The organism is Paenibacillus sp. FSL H3-0457, assembly GCF_037981725.1.
Taxonomy (GTDB): domain Bacteria; phylum Bacillota; class Bacilli; order Paenibacillales; family Paenibacillaceae; genus Paenibacillus; species Paenibacillus amylolyticus.
Map to the genome: position 1 here is coordinate 5,577,501 of NZ_CP150283.1, position 22,490 is coordinate 5,599,990.

14 protein-coding genes are annotated in these 22,490 nt (G+C 50.2%); 5 read left to right on the plus strand and 9 right to left on the minus strand.

Annotated features, from left to right (window positions below; translation table 11 throughout):
* Positions 1-263 precede the first annotated feature (263 nt).
* The 6 genes from MHH25_RS24815 to MHH25_RS24840 form a co-directional block, all read right to left on the minus strand.
* Positions 264-1,991 (minus strand): glycosyltransferase family 2 protein, encoded by a 1,728-nt coding sequence (locus MHH25_RS24815; protein WP_340018439.1) that lies wholly within the window; start codon positions 1,989-1,991, stop codon positions 264-266.
* A 66-nt stretch (positions 1,992-2,057) separates the two neighbouring features.
* On the minus strand, positions 2,058-3,068 hold the full coding sequence (locus MHH25_RS24820; protein WP_340018440.1) for a GT-D fold domain-containing glycosyltransferase: 1,011 nt from the start codon (positions 3,066-3,068) through the stop codon (positions 2,058-2,060).
* A gap of 501 nt (positions 3,069-3,569) precedes the next feature.
* Complete coding sequence (locus MHH25_RS24825; protein ID WP_036605812.1) at positions 3,570-4,301, minus strand: sugar phosphate nucleotidyltransferase; 732 nt, start codon at positions 4,299-4,301, stop codon at positions 3,570-3,572.
* On the minus strand, positions 4,298-5,071 hold the full coding sequence (locus tag MHH25_RS24830; protein ID WP_101314238.1) for a glycosyltransferase family 2 protein: 774 nt from the start codon (positions 5,069-5,071) through the stop codon (positions 4,298-4,300). Before MHH25_RS24830 ends, MHH25_RS24825 begins: the two co-directional genes overlap by 4 nt.
* Positions 5,071-6,183, minus strand: a complete 1,113-nt coding sequence (locus MHH25_RS24835) for a glycosyltransferase family A protein (protein WP_340018441.1) — start codon at positions 6,181-6,183, stop codon at positions 5,071-5,073. Before MHH25_RS24835 ends, MHH25_RS24830 begins: the two co-directional genes overlap by 1 nt.
* Before the next feature lie 41 nt (positions 6,184-6,224).
* Positions 6,225-7,181, minus strand: coding sequence for a glycosyltransferase (locus MHH25_RS24840; protein WP_053061417.1), 957 nt, complete (start codon positions 7,179-7,181; stop codon positions 6,225-6,227).
* Positions 7,182-7,949: 768 nt separating this feature from the next.
* Between MHH25_RS24840 and MHH25_RS24845 the strand changes: the two genes are divergently transcribed.
* Positions 7,950-9,515, plus strand: a complete 1,566-nt coding sequence (locus tag MHH25_RS24845; protein ID WP_340018442.1) for a M4 family metallopeptidase — start codon at positions 7,950-7,952, stop codon at positions 9,513-9,515.
* Positions 9,516-9,685: 170 nt separating this feature from the next.
* On the opposite strand, the gene MHH25_RS24850 is transcribed toward MHH25_RS24845, so the two are convergent.
* Positions 9,686-14,881 carry a WIAG-tail domain gene (locus tag MHH25_RS24850; protein WP_340018443.1) on the minus strand — a complete coding sequence of 1,732 codons (5,196 nt, stop codon included), beginning with the start codon at positions 14,879-14,881 and terminating at the stop codon, positions 9,686-9,688.
* Positions 14,882-15,395: 514 nt separating this feature from the next.
* On the opposite strand from MHH25_RS24850, the gene MHH25_RS24855 reads away from it, so the two are divergent.
* Positions 15,396-16,526, plus strand: a complete 1,131-nt coding sequence (locus MHH25_RS24855) for a YheC/YheD family protein (RefSeq protein WP_340018444.1) — start codon at positions 15,396-15,398, stop codon at positions 16,524-16,526.
* Positions 16,527-16,611: 85 nt separating this feature from the next.
* Positions 16,612-17,403: an archaetidylserine decarboxylase gene (asd, locus tag MHH25_RS24860; protein WP_047841263.1), complete on the plus strand. Its 792-nt coding sequence runs from the start codon at positions 16,612-16,614 to the stop codon at positions 17,401-17,403.
* Between the two features lie 347 nt (positions 17,404-17,750).
* Here asd and MHH25_RS24865 read toward each other — a convergent pair whose 3' ends face one another.
* Positions 17,751-18,536, minus strand: coding sequence for an AraC family transcriptional regulator (locus MHH25_RS24865; RefSeq protein WP_036605807.1), 786 nt, complete (start codon positions 18,534-18,536; stop codon positions 17,751-17,753).
* 178 nt (positions 18,537-18,714) lie between these two features.
* Positions 18,715-20,172, minus strand: coding sequence for a PLP-dependent aminotransferase family protein (locus MHH25_RS24870; protein WP_340020546.1), 1,458 nt, complete (start codon positions 20,170-20,172; stop codon positions 18,715-18,717).
* Between the two features lie 155 nt (positions 20,173-20,327).
* On the opposite strand from MHH25_RS24870, the gene MHH25_RS24875 reads away from it, so the two are divergent.
* Positions 20,328-20,945, plus strand: a complete 618-nt coding sequence (locus MHH25_RS24875) for a pyridoxamine 5'-phosphate oxidase family protein (RefSeq protein ID WP_221820993.1) — start codon at positions 20,328-20,330, stop codon at positions 20,943-20,945.
* A gap of 178 nt (positions 20,946-21,123) precedes the next feature.
* Complete coding sequence (locus tag MHH25_RS24880) at positions 21,124-22,422, plus strand: aminotransferase class I/II-fold pyridoxal phosphate-dependent enzyme (RefSeq protein ID WP_036673403.1); 1,299 nt, start codon at positions 21,124-21,126, stop codon at positions 22,420-22,422.
* Positions 22,423-22,490: the final 68 nt, after the last annotated feature.

Below are 22,490 nucleotides of genomic sequence, written 5' to 3' on the forward strand. Positions count from 1 at the left end.
ATTATGGCTCTAAATGTACTCCTGTGCCCTTCCTGCGTCAATGGATCTGCTAATAGAATAAACCTATAACCAAATAGAAAGATTAAATTATAAATTTGAAAGATGGCTTATTTTACAGGAATGAATCGCACTGCTTCAGTAGTCTAGCTACCAACTCATATGTAATATTCGGATGCGGAATGAATCAGAGCGATTACACAGGGTACCGCTACATTTTCCATTCCGCATCATGCTGCTGATTCGCATAAACAGATCGCCTGACATTACAGATCGGGGTTCAAGAGCTGAGGTGGGGCGATAATGGGCCAGCCTTCTTCCATCGCATTCAGTTGGTCCGCAGACACGCTGATAATATGACCAGAATGTACCCCCCAACGTTCTGCCGCATAGACCGATACAAATCGTCTCCGCTTGTCTCCGCTGATCTGATATCGAATCTCGGGTGCATCCACTGCGGCAACAATACTTCCTTCTGCCCATCCATGGTGAGAACCATGAACCGCTGTCGTATGCACCTGTTGTGATTCCCTCGGCCATCCTTGCACGTCCCCCGCTGATATCAGTGCTTCTCCGGCAGGAATGGCGAGCAGGTCCGGTTTGGCAACCTGAACAGGAGATATTCCACGCGGTACAGGGATATTCAGCTTCCGCCGCCGACCGCCTGTTAAAGTATAGACATCTCCTTTGGCATCGGACAGGAACGAACCTTCCGGGTAGAAGTCATAACTGTTTCTGAACTGTAATGTCGGATCTTGGCTGCCCTGCGTTGAGATTCGCTGACGCGGATCCATTGGGTTGGTATCACCCTCCTCTTGTTGAACGGATGGGGTACCAGAGGTTAGTTGTCTAGCCAAGCGGCAGGTTTCGGCAACCAGCGCATGGGGATCTCCCCACTTTTGGCTATAAAACTGCTCGTTATCCTTATTCACTACAGCAAAGTCTTGCTCACCCAAGGCTTTCATACTGACACTTCCGAAGTGGTGGATAAAAGCATCCCCGGCTACCGCAAGCTGGTATCCTGCCAGCTTCACCCGGATGATCCAATCGTCATCTTCAAAATTGCCCACCGCGTACCCTTCGTCCAGATAACCTACCCGTTCCAGCAGCTCCCGTGAGAACAGCCAGCAGAATCCGACCAAGCGATCGGTTATTCGATGTTTGTCTGCATCCGGACGATTATGTGTGGCGGCAAAAGGCCACATCTCTTCTACCTCACGGTACGGAACCTGAATCTGCTGATCCCCGCCAATATAGTTGGTCACCGGACCCACCACACCAATCTTCGGATCACTGGCAAGACAAGTCATCATGTTATCCAGCCAGCCTGGAGTAACGAGCGTATCGTTGTTCAACACGATGATATGTCGTCCTCTCGCCATCATCAGCCCATGATTGACACCTCCGGCAAACCCCCCGTTCTTATCCAGGGCAGCTACCCTCACCATACCGCCTTTGCGGAGCATGGCCTCGGCAGTTCCATCCTTGGAGGCATTATCCACGACGATGATTTCGTAGGGAGCAGGGGTATGCTTCTCGATACTGGACACACACTTCAGCACATACTCCCGCTGATTGTACGTGGGAATAATGATGCTGACCCCTTCAAATACAAGACCAAACGAGCTCTGTCCCTGGCGAACACCTTCGTTGTATCCTCTGGTATACCCCTGTTTGTAGAGCCTGGCACCTTTGGGTGTGCGCCTGCTTTTGCCTTTACGTCTGGATTTCCGTATTGAGCGACGACCTGCTGCATGCAGGACTGCCATGTCAGATCGCGAGACATCGTGCTGTGTGGCACGGCGGGCCGCTTTTTTTTCGTTGCTTATGCTGCCATTCCTGTTGTTTTCACTGCGGCTGTTGTCACTGTGAGTGCTGATATTTGGAATGATGTTCAGATGACTGTGACCCTTTCGACGGACGACGTTTCGAGCCTTAATCTTGTTGCTGCGGCTATGACGTTTTTCCCCGCGCTGTTGATCGGGTGTGCTCATGTTGCTCCCTCCATTTCCACTTGTCCGTGAGGCTAACACACACATGACCAGCCCTCGGACGGTCCACTAGAGTTGAAGTTCTCCTGTTACCAGTTTGTCAGCCAAATGTCCAAAATCCAGAGCAACCTTGCCGAGCTCACCTGCAATTCGCCGACACAGAATGACCGCCGGAATTCCCGCCGCCACCAACGCGATATCAAAAGCATGTTCTGCGGTTTGCTGCATCACCCTCGGAATATCCATGACTCCTGCCACAGAACCAATGATGCCTGTGACATGAATCCCTCTGCTATGCAGCAGTGCCGCAAGCTCTGGTGCCTGGCTGCCTATGAGCAGAACCCGCCGTCCTTGCAGCAAGGGCAACACCAGACCGGACTGATGCAGACTGTAATTGATCGTGGAACTGGTCAATTTCAGCCGGGACCAGTCAATCCCGAAGTGGCGCAATACCGGGAATAACAGCCCCTGGAATGTCGGCGCCCGCGAGATCGGCACGCCAACCCAGTCGGCGGCCTGTATGGCTTCCGCAAGCATCGCGCGGATGTCGGGGGTTGAGCATGGCACCCCTGCATAGGGCAGAAACGGTGCCAGCTCCTGCACTTCCTGACCTGGCAGCACCGTATCGGCTGCCAGCGTGAGCAGTTCGCCATCTCCGAGGCGAACGACAGACAAGGGGCGCTGCGCATCCAGCGCCGCCGTGATGTGTCCAGCCATCTCATGAGGGCTGGACAGCCGGGCCAGGCTGGGCGCGTATTGGCGGAATCCCGCCGCGATCAGATCTGCCGCCGCAACGGCAGGCAGAATGTGATCCGGCGGGATGTGCTGCGCCACCAGCGCCTCCCCGCCGGCGAATACGCCGTCGCGGTAGCCCTCGGCGTAGCCGCCGGGCACAGCCTCCGCCTGCACTGCGTGCTCCGCGGGCGGAGGCGGCAAGCCCTTCGCGCCGGCAGCGCCTCCCCGCCCCGCGGGGGCGACACCCTTCGGGTGTGTCGCCTGGCGCGGGGCGGGGCCAGCACCGCTGGCAGGCATCGCCTGTGGCGTGCTGGCTTGCGGTGCTGGCAAGGGCGCACGGCGCATCGCCGTGCGCTGCTTGGCGCGGGCAGCGGCACGCCGGCCCCCGCGCTGATGCCGGCCTGCGCCCAGCAGTGGCCCGGCGCAGGCCGGCTTTGCCTTTGCCGGTGCGGCTGGCTCTTGCCGCTCTGCTCGCGCCCGCAGAGCCAGCTTTGCCTGTGCTGCTCGCTTTCCTTGCAGCAGCTTTATGCGCTGCGCCTGCAGATGTACCCGCTTTGGTCAGGGTACTACGTTTCCCTGACTTCACACCTTTGACTCCAGCAGACCCTGTACCTGCTGCTGCCGGAGTGCCACTGCCCATAAATACGGCCGGGTGGATGCCCCGGGGCTTACCCGACACGGAGGCCCTAGCGGCCCCGGTGCGTATCACTACTCTCACGCCATTCCCTCCTTTGGCATGCACGAGGATTGTCGCTGCGCAAAGCGCCGGAGCATCCTTCCAGCTCCGGCGCAGAGTGTTCTGCTCCCATGGGGCACCGCACAGCGGCAGCATCAGTCGCATATATTTTAGGGCAATTGTCCTTTCATACGGACAGCTGCTTCCTGGAGCGATTCAAATGTACCTGCATCACTCCAGTATTTCTGCAAAATGTCGTATTCCAGTCCGCCAGCAGACGCGTAGTGATTATTCACATCCGTAATTTCAAGTTCTCCGCGCGCAGACGGCGCAATGTTGCGAATCAGGTTAAATACATGATCATCATACATGTATATGCCCGTCACACAATAAGAGGTTTTCGGCTGGCTTGGCTTCTCCTCAATGTACGAGATTCGCTCAGGATGCTTTGGATCAAAAACAGGCACCCCGTAACGTCGTGCATCATCCACCTCTTTGAGCAGAACTCGCGCTGTACCAGCAGGTTGCTGCATGTAACGGTCCACATAAGGCTTCAGATCATCGCTGAAGAGATTATCACCGAGAAGCACAACGAATTTTTCGCCAGGAAGAATAAAAGAAGTTGCCAGATCCAATGCTTCCGCAATCCCGCCTGCCTTTTCCTGAATGCGATAAGTCAACTTGACCCCATGATCTGCTCCGCCACCAAGATACTCTGTATATAACCCGGCGGAATGTTTGTTGATCACAATCAATAGTTCATCAATGCCTGCCTGGCGGAGCCTGTCGATGCCATACATAATCATCGGATGTTTACCGACTGGAAGCAGATGTTTGTTAATGAGCCGGGTCAGCGGATACAGTCTAGTTCCTGTTCCGCCGGCAAGAATTACACCTTTCATTCCACGTTCCCTCCTTCATCGGATATGTCCATATATTCAAGCGGATCGACATGCCATTTGTTCATAAAAATCGAACGATTACGCTCAAGCAGCTGTTTCCACGCTACCGGATCTGTCTTCTGGAAGCTGGCACTTCCCTGATGATGCACGAGAACATCTCCACATACCAGCAGGCGGTATCCCTGCAATCTTGCTCTATAACAATAATCGTCATCCTCATAGTGTCCCGGAGAATATGCCTCGTCAAGCAGTCCAACCGATTCCACCACATCTCGTTTCATCAGCATGCACAGACCGACGATCCGGCGTACTTCCTTCCACCTTGAAGAATCCACAACATTATTGGAATTGGCCAACTCCTGAAAATGTTCCATATCCCGAAACTGCAGTTTAATCTGCTGGATGCCGCTTGCATAATTCGTAACAGGCCCCGTGATCCCAATACTTGCGTCACTGTACAGAGCCGTTCGCAGGTTCTCCAGCCAACGGGGCGTGACCGTAACATCATTGTTCAACAGCAACAGCTCATCCCCGCAAGCTGCACGAAGTCCAGCGTTACACGCTGCCGGAAACCCCCGGTTGTCCGGGAACCTTACAAATCGAATTCGCTCCAGCGCACAATATTCAGCCGTTCCATCCGTCGAACCGTTATCTACCACGATAATTTCATATGACGCAGGAGCGCCCGAGTATTGACGTATGGCATCGATGCAGGGCCTGATCAGATCCAGACCATTGTAAGTTGGGATAATCATACTCGTCAGTGTCATTAGGCGTTCCTCCTGTAGGCCACTTCTACACGGGAGAGTGTATGTGCCTGGGCTGGATTCCAACCTGTACCCAGCAATGTAGCCAGTGCCTCCAGATGATCCCCGATGATCAATTTGGCGACATCATTCCCACTTCCCGTGTTACCAGGACGCAACCGATTGGAACGAATAACATCCACCTGACTTGGTGCCGAGACGTTCATTCCATGCTGAATAGCTAGACTTTGTGCCTTAGGTGGAACGGCCAGTGATGCTGGCTTCACGGTCTGAATCATACGACGAGATAATGCATGAGGCACGGCTGTCATGGAATTGGAACCAAGATCTGCCCTGCCTAATGTTCGGTTCAGATATGCTTTGATCCGGCTTACCTCATCCTGCCCTGCAAACGCAGGAAGCAAAGACGTCAGATTATTCAACGCCACATCCTGTCCTCGATCAACCGCGAACAGAAAGGGTGCAAGCTGTTCAGCCGAGACGACCATATCTCCATCCACAAAAAGTACCGTCTCCGCATCCGTCATCTTGGCTCCAAGTGCCCGGCCCACATCATGTCCTGCCCGATCCGGTTCATAGATTACTGTAAGTCCCGGCTGCCTTAGTACCTGCTTCAAACTGTCATCTGTCGTTCCATTCAGTACCACAATAATATCCGTCAGAGGCAACCGCTTTAGTTGCAATAACACCTGCCCCAGTGTGTGTTCCTCATTACAGGCACAGACAACAGCAGCAGCCGAATGACGAAGAGATAGCGGCACGATCTGGAATGAATGCCCCGAGGCCTGAGCATAACCCTGCATAAATGCCTTACCTGCCTTCAGAGCTAGCTCGAAGTTGCTTAGCTCCGCAATGTTCGCCGCGTGTGCATTCCATACGAGACGTGCATGTTCTTCTGATACTGTGTTGTTTGCCTTTGCCTCGCTTCCTGCAACTTGCCCCACTTTCCACATCAAGTGCAGATTTACTGGGCCAGACTTTGCTCGGCTTCTTCTTTTTTTTTGAATATCTACATGTTTCTTGTTCCTATGACGCTTGTTCATTACTGTTCTTCCTGCTGTCGTTGGTCTACTTGTTGTCCGCCTGCGGCGGACAACCCCTGAACGTCCCTTCATTTCCTCACCTCCAGCATGCTGCATCATCCGATGCGACATGCTTACCTCGCCAGGTTGCGAACACGTTGCAGATCGGTATAACCTCCGCGGGGACCGAGCGTATCCGTAATCCACTTGATTGCTGCCATATGATCATTCAGTACCACTTGACTTAGCGGATCAGGTCCGCTTCGCTTCTTGATTCGTACTGCATTCATTCTACCCACAGGTACGTGATGAACAGCGCGTACCCGAAGTCCGCCGATCACTGCCTTCGCTTGTGCGAGTGGCGGAACTTCCAGTGAGGATATCCCCATGACCTCAAGTCCTTTTCGGCTTATTGCATGTGGAATAGCTGTCATGGATGCCCCCCGGAGATCGGATCTTGCGAGTATGCTGTTCAACATGTGCTTGGCCTCCACTACGGGATGAACGGGATGATGAGTGACCGGCCCATGGTAGTCGTTAAGCGCCACATCCGTTCCCTTCAGCACAGCCTTCACGTAAGGTGCAAGATGCTCTGCGGGAATTGCGATATCTGCATCAGTAAATAACAATACCTGACCACGCGCCTCCGCTGCGCCTACTTTTCGTCCTCCATCATGCCCCAGTGCTTCGGGATACGTGAGCACTCGTGCTCCAGCCCGTTTGGCTGCGTTAGCAGTACCGTCTGTAGAACCATTCACAATGACAAGCACTTCAGCATCGCGGCATATCCGCAGCGCTTCACGGACAACTGCACCAATCCTTTTCTCCTCATTCATAGCAGGGATAATAACCGAGAGCATCGGTCGCTGAGAACCCCCCCTGTGTGAAGGAGCATCACTCATGCCATTTTCCGCTCCATTCTCTACTCCATCCTTAGCCTGTGACATCAGCTGTTTGGATGGAATAACGAACGTATAGGCCTTTGTACCCTTTTTGTGTCCAGACTTCCATCTTCGTTTCTTCAGCACTGTTTTTCTTCGTGTCACATTGGTTCGGGTTGCATAACGTGCTGTGGTACGGGTTTTGCGCAACAGTTTCACCTCCCGCATTCGATCATCGGCATGCCAAGGGAGTACACGTTATTCTATGTATTCGTGGAGCAGTGGAAACGGCGTTTGTCCTTGCACTAAGCAGGTTCTCCCTGTGAACACGAGGGTACAGGCCTTGCTTTTAGACAAAATACGTCAAAATATGTGAAAAACGCTACCTCTCCCCTACTTCAGACACAAATTTAACAAAAATCTAAAATTGTATCTTTTCCAAAGTTTTACATTGTGATAATATACGTTCCAAGCAGTTTTATTTACAAAAATAACCTTGTGGTGAACATAAGTTCCCATATATTTTTTAAATCAGTTTATTGACCTTAGGTTGATTAGATTATGACCTCATTCACAGAACTTGTTAAGCAGATACATTCTACTCTTGAGAGGAGTGATGCCGTTCAGAACACACTGCCTTTGTCATTTACGCAAACCCGGATTGAACACCCCAGTTTTCCGTGAACGTATCTTCTACCTGCGCAATTGGACAACCCCCGGCTTTCTGAAAGAGGAACACAATAGACGATTAAACCTTCGGGTTGAACTGAATAAACGGTTATCCTTTTTGTTTGGTGTCGTGCTTAACACTTCCCGAGCTAAGGCCAAGCCGATTTTGTTCCAATCGTTTCTTGTCTCATTCCACGCTTCAGGTTTAGCCCCACGCTCCGCGCTGCCCAAGTTGCAGACGGAATTCCAACCGAGACTGGCATGAACATTTTCCAACCAAAAATAAGTTTAAGAATGGGAGAGTTTACTATGAAATTCGCCAAAGTTATGCCAACAATTCTTGGAGGAGCTCTTTTGCTCGCTTCCGTGTCCTCTGCTACTGCAGCTCCAGTGTCTGATCAATCCATTCCACTTCAGGCCCCTTATGCCTCTGAGGAGGGTATTCCATTGAACAGTGGAACAGATGACACTATCTTTAATTATCTTGGACAGCAGGAACAATTTCTGAATACCGATGTGAAATCCCAGCTCAAAATTGTCAAAAGAAACACAGATACATCTGGCGTAAGACACTTCCGCCTGAAACAGTATATTAAAGGTATCCCGGTTTATGGTGCAGAACAGACGGTCCACCTGGACAAAACCGGAGCCGTGAGCTCCGCACTTGGCGATCTTCCACCGATTGAAGAGCAGGCCATTCCGAATGATGGTGTAGCCGAGATCAGCGGAGAAGACGCGATCCAGATTGCAACCGAAGAAGCAACCTCCCGGATTGGAGAGCTTGGTGCCGCGGAAATCACGCCTCAAGCTGAATTGAACATCTATCATCATGAAGAAGATGGTCAGACATATCTGGTTTACATTACGGAAGTAAACGTACTGGAACCTGCCCCTCTACGGACCAAATATTTCATTAACGCAGTGGATGGCAGTATCGTATCCCAGTTTGACCTCATTAACTTCGCTACTGGAACAGGTACAGGTGTGCTTGGAGATACCAAAACCCTGACAACCACCCAATCCGGTAGCACCTTCCAACTGAAAGACACCACTCGCGGCAATGGCATCCAAACGTACACGGCGAACAATGGCTCCTCACTGCCTGGTAGCTTGCTTACAGATTCGGATAATGTATGGACCGATCGTGCAGGTGTAGATGCTCATGCTCATGCGGCTGCTACGTATGATTTCTACAAAAACAAATTCAACCGTAACGGTATTAATGGTAACGGATTGTTGATCAGATCAACCGTGCACTACGGCTCCAATTACAATAACGCCTTCTGGAACGGGGCACAGATTGTCTTTGGTGACGGCGATGGAACGATGTTCCGATCCCTGTCAGGTGATCTGGATGTTGTGGGCCATGAATTGACGCATGGTGTTATTGAATATACAGCCAACCTGGAATATCGCAATGAACCAGGCGCACTCAATGAAGCCTTTGCCGATATTTTCGGTAATACGATCCAAAGCAAAAACTGGCTGCTCGGTGATGATATCTACACACCTAACACTCCAGGAGATGCGCTGCGCTCCCTCTCCAACCCTACATTGTATGGTCAACCTGACAAATACAGCGATCGCTACACAGGCTCACAGGACAACGGCGGTGTCCATATCAACAGTGGTATCATCAATAAAGCCTATTTCCTTGCTGCTCAAGGCGGAACACATAATGGTGTGACTGTTACCGGAATCGGTCGGGATAAAGCGATCCAGATTTTCTACAGCACACTGGTGAACTACCTGACACCAACGTCCAAATTTGCCGCTGCCAAAACAGCTACCATTCAAGCAGCCAAAGATCTGTACGGAGCAACTTCCGCTGAAGCTACTGCTATTACCAAAGCGTATCAAGCTGTAGGCCTGTAAAATCTTATTTTATTGTAGTTCAACTTATAATGTACTCATCCTAATGGTAACAAAACGTTCAGACACCCCTCACCGTCCGAACGGATTAAGCTGATATCAATCAAAAGCGGTGTCCCGGACAACTCTGGACACCGCTTTTGTCATTTGTTTATTACGGATACAATCCTGCACTATCCTTGCGAAGGTCCCGCAGCAATCCATGACAACAATCCGTACGTATGCTTGCAATCTGCTGTACGTGACACTTCAAGTACCGCTTCATCCTCACTCTGCGAGAGCAAGGAAATCTGGAATCCCCGATCATTACTCATGCCCACAATCACATAATGTTCTGAAGCAAATGATTCTTCAAAAACAACAGTTACCTCTGTGCATACTTCACTCTCTGGCAGTACAAAAGCTTCCATTCCGAATTGTTGTACAACCGGTTGTTTGCTTACGCTGCGAACGGGCTGGAAGGCCAGATGTTTGGCTTGAACTGCCCCCGATTGCAACTGGCTGCTGCCCACGGTATCATCACAGAGATGCTCCTGTTTAATCGATTGTTCACTTAACATAAACTCCGTAGTTCCAGCGATCTCCTGTGACTGTTCAAGCTGTGGTTGCTGAGCCTGTTCTGCCGGCTCTGTTGTGAACAAAGCTGCCGGTAGTTCGCCAAGCTGATCTGTTTGGGATACCAGCTCTTGTTGTTGCTCCAGACCAGCACCCGGTATTGCCTCGACGATTACCTGCTGTGATTGCTGTACACCTTCATTTTCTGGTTGAAGCAATCCCTCTTGTCTTTTGATAGTTGCCAGTTGCTCCAGCGTTTCTCCACTGAACTGACGGATCGCATTCCATATCTCTTCGCTCAGATGCGCTGGACCTACAATCCCCGCATTCAAATGATTAGAGGTAATACTCTGCTCACTCAGTTTGCTGCCGTTCACGCTGCCATCGGCCAATTTGGCACTGGTGACAGACCCATTTTGCAGATGAACCCCGCTTACTGCTTCCTCTTCCAGATGAGTTGTGCGAATGCTGCGTTCTTGAATATGATCAGCAAGAATGGTTCCATCCTGGATATGACGAGTTTGCACACTTTTGTCTGCTATGTGGATAGCCGATACCGCACCTTCAAGCAATTTATTACCGTTTACACTGCCGTCAGCCATTTTGGCACTTGTTATGGAACCATTGTGCAGATGAATCGAACTTACCGATTCGGCTTTGAGGTGGGAGATTCCAATGCTTCGCTCTTGAATATGGTCAGCATGTATGGCTTTCTCTTGGATATGACGCGATTGCACACTTCCATTGGCAATATGGACATCCGACACCGCATCTTCAAGCAGTTTGTTGCTGCTCACACTGCCATCCGCCAGTTTGGCACTCGTTACAGATTCATTTTGCAGATGAACCGCACTTATTGCTTCCTCTTCCAGATGGAACGTACCAATGCTGTGCTCCTGAATATGATCAGCAAGGATCGCTCCTGCCTGGATATGGCGAGTTTGCACACTTTCCGACGCGATATGGCTCCCCAATACAGTATCTTCGAGCAATTTGCTGCCACTAATGCTACTGTCAGCCAATTTGGCACTTGTTACGGACCCATTTTGCAGATGAACCGCACTTACGGCTTCCTCTTCCAGATGGGCTGTGCCTATGCTTCGCTCCTGAATATGACCAGCATGAATAGCTCCTGCCTGAATATGCCCGGATTGCACACTTTCCGATGCGATATGAACCCCGGATACCGTACCTTCGAGTAACTTGCTGCCAGTTATACTGCCATCCGCCAGTTTGGCACTCGTTACAGATCCATTTTGCAAATGAATGGCACTTACAGACTCCTCTTCCAAATGTGCTGTGCCGATGCTCCGCTCTTGAATATGATCAGCATGAATGGCTCCTGCCTGAATCTTACTGGATTGCACACTATCGTCTGCAATGTGGATATCTGATACTGCACCTTCAAGCAACTTGCTGCCGGTTACACTGCCGTCGGCCAACTTGGTACTTGTTACAGATCCATTTTGCAGATGAATGGCACTTACTGCTTCCTGTTCCAAGTGAAGCATGCCAATGCTGTGCTCCTGAATATGGTCAGCAAAGATTGCTCCTTCCTGAATATGGCGGGATTGCACACTTTCCGATGCGATATGGATTCCCGACACCGCATCTTCGATCAACTTGCTGCCCGTTACACTGCCGTCGGCCAGTTTGGTACTGATGACAGACCCATTTTGCAGGTGAATCGCACTTACTGCTTCCTCCTCCAGATGGGTTGTGCCGATGCTCCGCTCCTGAATATGGTCAGCATGAATGGCCCCTGCCTGAATATGCCCGGTTTGCACACTTTCGGACGCAATATGAACCCCCGATACGGTTCCTTCAAGCAATTTGCTGCCGTTGATACTGCCATCCGCCAGTTTGGCACTTGTTACAGATCCATTTTGCAAATGAACTGCACTTACAGACTGCTCATCCAGATGAACTGAGCCAATACTGCACTCTTGAATATGATCAGCAAGGATTGCTCCTTCTTGGATATGATGGGTTTGCACACTTTCATTGGCAAGGTGAGTAGCCGATACGGTTCCTGCAGCTAATTTGCTGCCATCCACACTACCCGTTGCTAGTTTGGAGCGTGTTACAGATTCATCCTGCAAAATAATTGTACTTACCGCTTCTTCTTCCAGATGAGATGTTCCGATGCTGCGTTCATGGATATGATGAGGAAGAATTTCACCATCTTGAATATGACGGGAATGCACAGCTCCTTGCTGCAGGTGAACAGCACTTGTCGACTCTGCCTGAAGATGCAAACCACTGATCAAACCTGGCTGAAGGTGGGCCGCTGTAATGGATAAAGGTGCCAGATGGTCTGTTTCGACAGATCCGGGTGCCAAGTGATGCGATGTTACCACCTGTTCAGCAATATGCTCCTCATGAATGATGTCTGGCTTCAGATGCTGTGAGCTCACTACTTGAGTCCCCAAATGGTCAGATTTCACGCTGCCTTCAGCCAGATGGACGGATTGTACAACGGATGGCTGCAAGTGCTCGCTACCTACAGCAGCCTGTTGCAGTTCTGTCCCGGATACCGACTCTGCTGTCAAATGGTCCGCACTTATGGAGCCATGTTGAAGTTTGTTGCCGGTAATACTACCATCAGCAAATAATTCCGGCGAGCGTATTTCTTCCGACAAATGTTCCAGGGAAACGGCATGCTGCTTCAAGTGATATCCGCGAATGGTTCCTGCTGGAATATGTTTGGCGTTAATACTCTCTGCCATAATCTTGGAAGAAGTCACGCTGCCGTCTGCCAGTTTAGCTGATGTGACAGCAAAATCCGCCAGTTTATCTGTTGCAACACTCTCTGGTGAAAGCTTGGGGGAGGTAACCGCATGATCTGTTAGATGAGGCGGAAAAATGGACCCGCCAGCCAGCTGGGCTGAAGTTACACTATCAATAGCCAATTTGTCTGTTGTGACCGCGGCCCGTGCAATCGCATCCGTTTCAACACTACCCGGCTGAAGATGAGGTACACCTACGGCATGTTCTGTCAAGTGTTCCGATTTCACTGCATAAGGTCTCAGGGCCTCGGAACCCACGCTGCCTGGAGCCAGATGTGTCCCTGTGACTCCACCACTCGCAAGATGCGAGGATATAACACTTCCCGGGGCAAGCGCTCTGCTACTCACCGATGCCGTTCCAAGCTTTTCTGTTGTCACACTTCCATCCGCAAGTTTAACGTCTGTAACGGCACCATCCTGCAATTCATACGTACCCACGGCCGACTCTGCAAGATGCCGCTCACACACCACGTCGTCTGCAAGAGCGTCTCCGGACACACTTCCGGCAGATAGATGAGCTGCCTCGATGCTTCCACTTGCAATGTGAATAGAGTGAATTGCGGAATTGTCCACATGTACTGGCGTAATTCCCCGATTCGCAATGTGTTCCGCACGAATGGACCCTTTGGCAAGATGTTTACCCTGTACGGCTTCATCCGCAATTTTGGAAGATATGACGCTCTGATCAGAGATCTTGGATGCCGTAATGGACTGCTCCAGCAATTTTGCTGTTCCAACAGACTGGTCTGCCAGTTTGCTACTGGTTACTGCACCTTCTGTCAAATGCTCACTGCCCACTTCTCCATTGCCAATCTGCTCCTTGCCAACGGAATGAGCTCGAATCTGGCTTGAACCGATTGAACCATCCAGTAGATGTCTTCCAGTTAGTGAACCCTCAGCTAAATGTCTTGTTTGTATGGATCCATCCTCTATCTGGTCACTTCCAATACTTCCATTTAATAGTTGTGAACGACCGACAGACCCTTCTGCCAGATGTGTCTGTTTAACAGCACCTGCCTGAATATGGTGAGACTCGATGGAGTGTTCTTCGATTTTGCTGCCTGTGACAGCAGCTTCCCGAATTTTGGATGTAGTCACTGCATCGTCAGCCAGTTTGGAGGTATTCACAGCTCCCCCCGTGAGATGTCTTGTATCCACCCCGCTAATCGCGATCTTGTCTCCAGTTACGGCATGATTCTTGATTAATTCTTCCGTTACCAGCATGCGGCTGAGATGTCTTGTGCTGATGGAGCCGTCGGCAATTTTGGCCGAATCGATGGCCTGGTTGCCAAGCTTCTGAGAAGTAATACTGCCATCTCTGATTTTCTCACCGGCAATAGAAGCATTTCGTATTTTGTGACCAGACACAGAACCGTCAATCAGGTGCTCCTCAGATACAGACGCTTCCGCAAGTTTCGCTGAAACAATGGCCCCGTCTGCAATGTGAATGCTGGTCACCGCATAATCCTGCAATGCTTCACTGCCGACCGCATCCGGTTTCAGCTTGGAGGCATCCACAGAGAAAGGAGCCAACTTGCTCTCCGTAACAGCAAATTCACTCAAGTCGTCCGTGTAGATGTAATGTCCGGTATGACCCGGCATCTGGTTCTGGTTCAGGATCTGCAACCGGTCCTTGCTTGTTGTTTCTTGCTTGATGATATCCACCTCTTCTTCCAGAACAAGCGGAGCCACGCTGCTAACCTGAATTTGCTTATCCGAGCTATCTTCTGTCTCGATTTCCTTGCTATCAGACTCTACGGGTTCCGGCTTGATTTCGGCTTCGATCTCCACCTCTTCCAGCTCGTTTGTTGATGCAGGTAGCTCCATTGAGTCGAATAGGAATTCTTCCGACTCCTGAACAGCCCTTGATTCCCTTTTATTCGTATTCAAACGTTCTTCCCTATTCACAGTGAAACCTGAGTTCATCTTGTCTGCCCGGCGATCAGTCAGTTCCAATTCTTTGTATTTCGGGCTCACATGCCGCAGTTTCGGCGTTGGAACCTTCTTTTTGCCATTTTTACTCATGCAGCTTGCTCCTTCCTCTAACGTTCGTCTCCGGCATCATATGCTTCCATATGGGCATCTGCCACTTCATTTATGACTTTTGCGGATTCCAGAGTACGGATGTACAGGCGTCAAGACAGGAAGGTTCGATGATCTTCGTGGAAATAGGCGTGTCAGGGCTGCAGAGGAAAGGCGGCTGTCCACGCCCCCGTCCCAGTTATGTCATAGGATATTATATCTAGGTCGTGTCTGAAAACTCGCTGAAGTGCATCTTTCACCGTCTTTTCGCCCCCTACTACGTCACTTTCCCTTGACGTGCCCCGGCACGCCTGCGAAAAACTTCCTTGCTTGGAACGAAGATTCGGCAAACCTGCTTCCTTCGGAGTTTTAGACACGCCCTGAGCAAGCACTAGTGCTTGGCGATGCATCTTACACACCGGTCTGCGTTATCGCGATGTCTGAGCCATGCGGTGACAGGCCGGCATTCCATGAATGGACGATCCATGGTCGCGATAACATCGAAGGAGGAACGGTCATGCTCCAAGAAACGATCGGCATTATGTTCGATTCACGCATGTACCGGGGGATACCGGCCGGAAGGACCGGTCAGGAATCACTCGCGAATTATGAACAGGCAGCGGCCAGTTATGGATTAACCCCCTGCTTTTTGAGGCTGGAAGATATCGATTCGGATCAAAAAACATGTCTTGCCTATGTTAAAAAAGAAGGCAGATATGTTCGCGAGCGTATGCCACTGCCCTCCGTCATTCATAACCGCTCACTCCAGCTTCGCCGGACGGAACAGCATCAGATTACCAAGCTGATGTTGCAGGGTATCCAGGTATTCAACGTTCGCAACCGGTACCGTAAAGATCACATTCATGACATGCTTCATCAGGACCTCGCCTTGCGAGAACACCTGCCCCGTGCAGTCAAAGCTACGCCAGAGTCTCTGGTCTATATGATGGAACAATATGATGACCTCGTCATCAAACCATGCAGCGGTAGCATCGGTCATGGGATTATGCGAGTCTTTGAGCGAGATGGACAGTGGAAACTAACCTGTGAGACGAAGGCGGCACGCAAAGGGTGGGCTACCTTCCGATTGAGCAAAGGACAGCTTCCTTCCGCCACCCTAAGGCGGATCTTTCGCCATGCCTACCTCATTGAAGAGCGTATCCCACTGGTACGTTATGAGGGCAGGCCGGTAGATTTGCGGGTATCTGTACAACGTGGTGGCGATGGTCTTTGGGGAATAACAGGCATGTTTGCCAAAGCGGCTCCTGCCCATACGTTTGTCAGCAATATCGCCCAGGGCGGTAAAGTCATGAAGCTCGCAGAGGCCCTTGGATTAGGGGAATCTGGCTTCGACCTGGCTCGACTGGAATACAGAATCGGACTCGTTGCACTTCGAATTGCCCAGAACCTGGCGGCCAGTCTGCCACATCTGGCTGATCTGGGTCTTGATCTCGGGATAACGCGCAGCGGCCAGATCTATTTTATTGAATGCAATGGACGGGATCAGCGTTACGGTTTTCGCAAGGCGGGAATGTCGGAACACTGGAAGGCAACGTACAGCAAACCGATGGCTTATGGGCGTCTGCTGCTGGAACAGAATTCGAGAATTCCGAGACAACCGCAGACATACGATAGGAGACTATATTGATTTCGTGTGCATTCTGTGTCAATATTATGCAGAACGGCCGGTCTTGCCGGCCTTGAAGTTCGCATTAACCCTAAGGGGGATATTCATGGCAAAAACGCTGTTGCGATTAATGACCGAGCTTTCTTCGCGCAAATGGATCTCCCGGACCGTGGGAGCCTTCTCCAAAAGCCGGGGAAGTAAGGCATTTATCCCTTATTTTGTCCGGACCTACGACATCCCTGTTCAGGAGGCCGAGAAAGACTGGAAGGAATACCGTTCACTGAACGATTTCTTTACCCGCAAATTAAAGCCGGGCATGCGCCCGTTGGAACTTTCAGAGCATGCACTGATCAGCCCGGTAGATGCCAAGATTACGGCAGCCGGTCCAATATCTGCAGGGACACTCCTGAATGTTAAGGGACAAAATTATACACTTGCTGAATTATTAAACCATTCTCCCCATCTGGAGAAGTACAAGCACGGGTACGGGTTTGTCCTCTATCTCAGCCCTCGCGACTATCACCGCATTCATGCACCTGTCAGCGGCCGCAAAATAGAGAGCGAACACATCAAGGGCAAAGTTTATCCCGTGAATGACTTTGGCCTGACCCATATGAGATCCGTGCTTAGTCGAAACGAACGACTCATTACGTATATCGCACATGATTACGGTGAAGTGGCGGTTGTCAAAGTAGGTGCGATGAACGTGAGTAGCATACAATATGCTGATACGGACACAAGTACCTGGGCACAAGGCGATGATCTGGCCTATTTTGAATTCGGTTCCACCGTTGTTCTGCTGACGCAGAGTGGCACATTCGAACCAAACCCGGGCTTACAGCCAGGCGATTCGGTCAAAATGGGCGCATTGCTTGGTCGTTTGAAACCAAAGAACTAATGAGTCCATACGCAAATAAAGAGGATGGCGCAACACCTGTAACCAGGTATTGCGTCATCCTCTTTATGAATTCATATTTATCCATATATACATGCAATACGAAGCTTCGCTCCGTCGTTATTGGTCTGCTGAGTTCTCCTCAAAACCACACATCTTGCAAGTCCTCTGCCGGTTTGAAGCGACGCAGACGGTTCCGGAAAATATTGCATCCCTTCGTAGAGCATCCCCGGTTGCGGACCCGACGTTTTCCGTTCATCACAAGTTCCCCCTTTTGGTCATCTGGAATGCTAGATAATTACCCTTGCATTCCAGACTTGAAACGGTTTCCTTTTTTTCTCATCAGAATTTTAACGAATCTCGGACGGGCTTTTGCCGGTATACTGCTTGAACTGACGACTGAAGAAGAAAATATCCCGGTAGCCCAGAGCATCCGCCACTTCGGTCACATTCATGCCGGTATGCACCAGCAGATGTTCCGCCCGTTCAATACGCATGCGGATAATATAAGATTGCACCGATGAGCCCACCAGTTCCTTGAACTTGATCGAGAAGTATCGGGGCGATAAGCCAGCCCGCGCAGCCAGATCTTCCACCCGATGTGTAATCCCGGGATGCTGACGCACATAATTGGCGACCTCCTGGATGACATCGGACAACTGGTTGCTCACCTTTTTCTCCACAGGTTCTTCCGTATCAGCGCGCAGCAAATGAATCATCAATTGTTTCAGAATCAATCGGCTCTCTTCATCACGTCCGTACACATCTGATAAGAACAGTCTTACATAACGTGCCAGCAAGTGCTCAAACTCCACCGTTTCCTGTACCTCGCGATAGGACTGGGGAACGTCAGCAACAGGCACGTCCACATCAAAGTGAATATACGTAAGTACCAACGGTTTTTGCTTATTATGTGTTGCAGTAGGATGATCTCCTGGCCTGAACAAAAAACAACTACCCTTGCCAACTTCATACGACTGGTCATTCAGTACAAGCGTTCCTTCACCACTCCATACATAAAATAAATCATAGTTTTGCATCGGTTTTTCCCGTTTCTGCCACTTCCAGCCCGGTTCACAGACAATTTTGGCGACAGCGGGCAAAATAACAAATGATGACGGCGATGCCTGCAGCATGTCGCCACTCCCCCTTGATAGTTAATCTCTCTGCATATGGCATCATTCTGATCTGAATCTCACTTCTTCAATCCAGGCCATATGTATTTCAGTATCTTGCATGATTAAATACAACTTGCTCATATATAATCTCTGCCCCTACAGGAGCGAAATGTCTTATCCCATTATACAGCGGAATTCACCGAAACGAAAATGTGCACTTCTCCCAGGCTAGCCGCATTCGCCGGATTCCCTCTGTCATCTCTTCTTTCTCCAGATGTGCAAAAGCAAAACAGGCCGCCGGATGACCTGAAGTCAACCGATATCGCTCTGCATCACGGAACAATATGCCATCCTCCTGAGCAAGCTTTTTAAATCGCTGATAACTGTCCACATCGCCATTCCAGGTAGCGTAGATATGCAGTCCTGCATCACCAAGCTGCATTGTGAATGCCTCCGGCAACTGTAGTTCCATCTCGCGGACAAAAAAATCATGCCGTTCCCCATATAACCGGGTTAACCGCCGTAAGTGTCTCAGGTAACCTCCTCTGGTCATAAACTTTGCCAGTGCGCGCTGCTCCAGCAGTGCCGGAGGTACCGGTTCATACAGCGCCTTGGCGGCAAGGAGAGGTTCTACCAGACCAGGTGGCAGGACGGCGTAGCCAAGTCGAAACGAAGCAACCATCGTTTGTGAGAATGAACCAACGTAGATGACGCGCTGTTCACGATCAAGCACTTTGAGGGGTTCAATTGGTCTTCCGCCCCATCGGAATTCACTGTCATAATCATCTTCAATGATGACCGCATTCCGCTTTGAGGCCCACCCAAGCAAGGCACGTCTTCTGTCCAATCCCAGCACGGCCCCTGTTGGAAACTGCCGGGTAGGGGTGACAAATAACGTCTGTGCCTCCCAAGGCTGAGGAATAATGCCTGCGGCATCCACCTCTGCCGGGATGATATGCCCACCACAGGACTTGACGGCATGGGCGATGCCCGGATATCCCGGATTCTCTAATACAACCGCTGCCCCCTCTGCGATCAACAGCTGGGATAGAAGGGTGATGCCTTGCATTGATCCGCTGAACAATACAATCTGAGATGGTTCAGCCTGGATACCACGTGTCCATCTGAGATGGGAGGCGATGGCCTCACGCAGCTCCGGATCACCGGCTACACCGCTCGATTCTCGCCAACCACTGCGATGAACCGCAGCGAGTGCACTCTTCCACTCGCCTAACGGGAAATGTTCCGCAGGCATGCGCTGCATTTGAAAATTAATGACGGACGGCTTCGGTGAAGACATCTGAGTCCGCAGGACTTCATGTTGTGTATTCAACCTCTGTACTCGTTCGCCCCAGGCAGACAGCTTGAGAACGGCTTCCTGTTTTTCATTTTCCTGAGTGGATAATGTTTCGGTGACAAATGTACCTCTTCCCCGATGTGCATGGACATAACCATCCGCAAGCAGCATGTCGTATACCTGAGCTACCGAACCACGTGACATCTCATATTGTTTTGCCAACTCACGGGTGGAAGGAAGCCGCGTGCCTCCCACCAATGTGCCTGCATGAATGGCATCACGTAACGCATGGTACAATGCCTCATACTTGTATCGATGCTGAAGTTCATAGGTATCCATCGGCAGCCACAATTCCATCATGCACCTCTCTTCATTTGTATTCATCTGTGATCCCCGACTAATTGGCCTACTAAAGTGAATGTAAATTGGATCTATTTCATTGTCAATGTATGAACTATGGTTATCCATAAGATATGGCGTTCTATTATACATTCAATGATGGGGGAATACACATGAGACGGAAAGAATTCACAGTAGATGAAGAACAGGAAATTACCGCATTTCTGGATCAGTGCTCCTTCGGGTTTCTGGGAACGGTCAGTCCGGACGGACAACCACGGGTTACACCGCTGAATTTTGTATATATGGACGGTTGCTTTTATTTTCACGGCAGTCTGGCTGGCGAGAAGATGAAACAGATCAAACAGGATTCGTCGGTCAGTTTCACAGTAGCTGAAGAGTTCTCCCTGATTCCATCTTATTTCAGTGATCCTGAGCTTGCTTGTCCAGCGACTTCTTTCTTCAAAAGTGTCATGGCCTTTGGTCAGGCTGAACCGGTTAAAGATCTGGACATCAAAGGTAAGGTACTGCAACGATTTATGGAAAAACTCCAGCCGCAAGGCGGATATGTACCCATTGACGCTACTGACTCGCGTTACACAGGAAACCTCAAAGCTGTAGCCGTAGTCCGAATTAGTCCTGAACGGATCAGCGCCAAGTTTAAATTTGGACAAAACCTCTCGAGTGAACGATTCGATCATATCAGTGGTGAACTGGAACAGCGCAATGAAGGAAGAGATGCCGAAACTGCTGAAATGATGCGGAAATACTGTCCATTTCATCAGCAATAAGTTTCATTTCTTGAGGATTACTCCAAGGTCGAATACAACGATAACCCACCCGAAAACCCTCTGCAACAACGCGGTAAAGTGATATAACTGTCATATTGCGTAATTTCCGTGACGGGGGCATGTCAAGGTGATATAATGTTAGGCAGTTGAATCACAAAGACTTGGAAGGATGAAAAGAATGAATCCACTGGCTGAACAGTTGAACGAAAGTATTCAGACAGGCAGCAGTCACGTCTACTCCATGCTGTCACAGCTTGGCAAAGAAATTTATTTTCCTAAAGAGGGGATTTTGAGTCAATCTGCTGAAGCAGCAAGCTTGGCCAAGACCCATAATGCCACGATTGGTATCGCCCTGGAGGGTGGTGTGCCGATGCATCTTCAGGTTATTCAGGAGAAGCTGTCTGCATTCCAACCAAAGGATCTGTATCCTTACGCTCCACCTGCAGGCAAACCTGAATTGCGGACCGTTTGGAGAGACAAGATGCTGAAGGAAACACCTTCTCTGGAAGGCAAAACGTTTGGCAATCCAATTGTAACCAATGCATTAACCCATGGACTAAGTATCGTAGCCGACCTGTTCGCCGATGAAGGGGACGCTGTCATATATCCGGATAAAAACTGGGAAAATTACGAGCTGACCTTCGGAATTCGTCGTCATGGCCAGTTGGTTCATTATCCCCTGTTCGATGATCAGTTGAACTTCAACAGTGAGGGTCTGCTTCAGGCTTTGCTTGATCAAAAGGACAAAGGTAAAGCGATCGTTCTGCTCAACTTCCCGAATAACCCAACAGGTTATACGCCTGGAGCCGAAGAAGCAGATGCCATTGTGAACACGATTCTTCAGGCAGCTGAAGCCGGCGTTAACGTGGTTGCTGTAACAGATGATGCGTACTTTGGACTGTTCTTCGAAGATTCCATTCATGAATCCCTGTTTGGCAAACTTGCCAACATTCATCCACGTGTGTTGACTGTAAAAGTGGATGGTGCAACCAAGGAGGAGTTTGTATGGGGCTTCCGCGTTGGATTCATTACGTATGCTCATGAAGATGCAGCCGTTCTGCATGCATTGGAACAAAAAACACTTGGTATTATCCGGGCAACGATCTCCAGTGGCCCGCATCCTTCCCAGACTTTTGTGCTGGATGCGCTCAAAGCACCGGAGTTTGAAGCACAGAAACAGGAGAAGTTCGAGATTATGAAAGGCCGCGCCAATAAGGTAAAAGCCATTCTCGATAGCGGCAAGTATGGAGATGCATGGGACTATTATCCGTTCAACTCCGGTTACTTCATGTGCCTGAAGCTGAAAGAAGTTGGCGCTGAAGAACTTCGAAGCCATTTGCTGCACAAATATGGTGTGGGTACAATCGCGCTGGGTGAATCGGATCTTCGAATCGCCTTCTCCTGTATTGAAGAATCCGGGTTGGAAGATCTGTATGAAACCATCTATCGTGGAGTTCAGGATCTGCGGACGACTTAGTTAACACAGACCTGTACCCTGAATGTTATAAGAACCCTTTGTATAACGGCGACGCTTCATGTCACTGA

Excerpts from the sequence above, each read along its gene's own strand:
- MHH25_RS24850 (WP_340018443.1), bottom strand. The coding sequence starts at position 14,881 with ATGAGTAAAAATGGCAAAAAGAAGGTTCCAACGCCGAAACTGCGGCAT.
- MHH25_RS24820 (WP_340018440.1), bottom strand. The coding sequence starts at position 3,068 with ATGCGCCGTGCGCCCTTGCCAGCACCGCAAGCCAGCACGCCACAGGCG.
- MHH25_RS24875 (WP_221820993.1), top strand. The coding sequence starts at position 20,328 with ATGAGACGGAAAGAATTCACAGTAGATGAAGAACAGGAAATTACCGCA.
- MHH25_RS24880 (WP_036673403.1), top strand. The coding sequence starts at position 21,124 with ATGAATCCACTGGCTGAACAGTTGAACGAAAGTATTCAGACAGGCAGC.
- MHH25_RS24830 (WP_101314238.1), bottom strand. The coding sequence starts at position 5,071 with ATGACACTGACGAGTATGATTATCCCAACTTACAATGGTCTGGATCTG.
- asd (WP_047841263.1), top strand. The coding sequence starts at position 16,612 with ATGGCAAAAACGCTGTTGCGATTAATGACCGAGCTTTCTTCGCGCAAA.
- MHH25_RS24845 (WP_340018442.1), top strand. The coding sequence starts at position 7,950 with ATGAAATTCGCCAAAGTTATGCCAACAATTCTTGGAGGAGCTCTTTTG.
- MHH25_RS24815 (WP_340018439.1), bottom strand. The coding sequence starts at position 1,991 with ATGAGCACACCCGATCAACAGCGCGGGGAAAAACGTCATAGCCGCAGC.
- MHH25_RS24835 (WP_340018441.1), bottom strand. The coding sequence starts at position 6,183 with ATGAAGGGACGTTCAGGGGTTGTCCGCCGCAGGCGGACAACAAGTAGA.
- MHH25_RS24825 (WP_036605812.1), bottom strand. The coding sequence starts at position 4,301 with ATGAAAGGTGTAATTCTTGCCGGCGGAACAGGAACTAGACTGTATCCG.
- MHH25_RS24865 (WP_036605807.1), bottom strand. The coding sequence starts at position 18,536 with ATGCTGCAGGCATCGCCGTCATCATTTGTTATTTTGCCCGCTGTCGCC.
- MHH25_RS24855 (WP_340018444.1), top strand. The coding sequence starts at position 15,396 with ATGCTCCAAGAAACGATCGGCATTATGTTCGATTCACGCATGTACCGG.
- MHH25_RS24870 (WP_340020546.1), bottom strand. The coding sequence starts at position 20,172 with ATGGAATTGTGGCTGCCGATGGATACCTATGAACTTCAGCATCGATAC.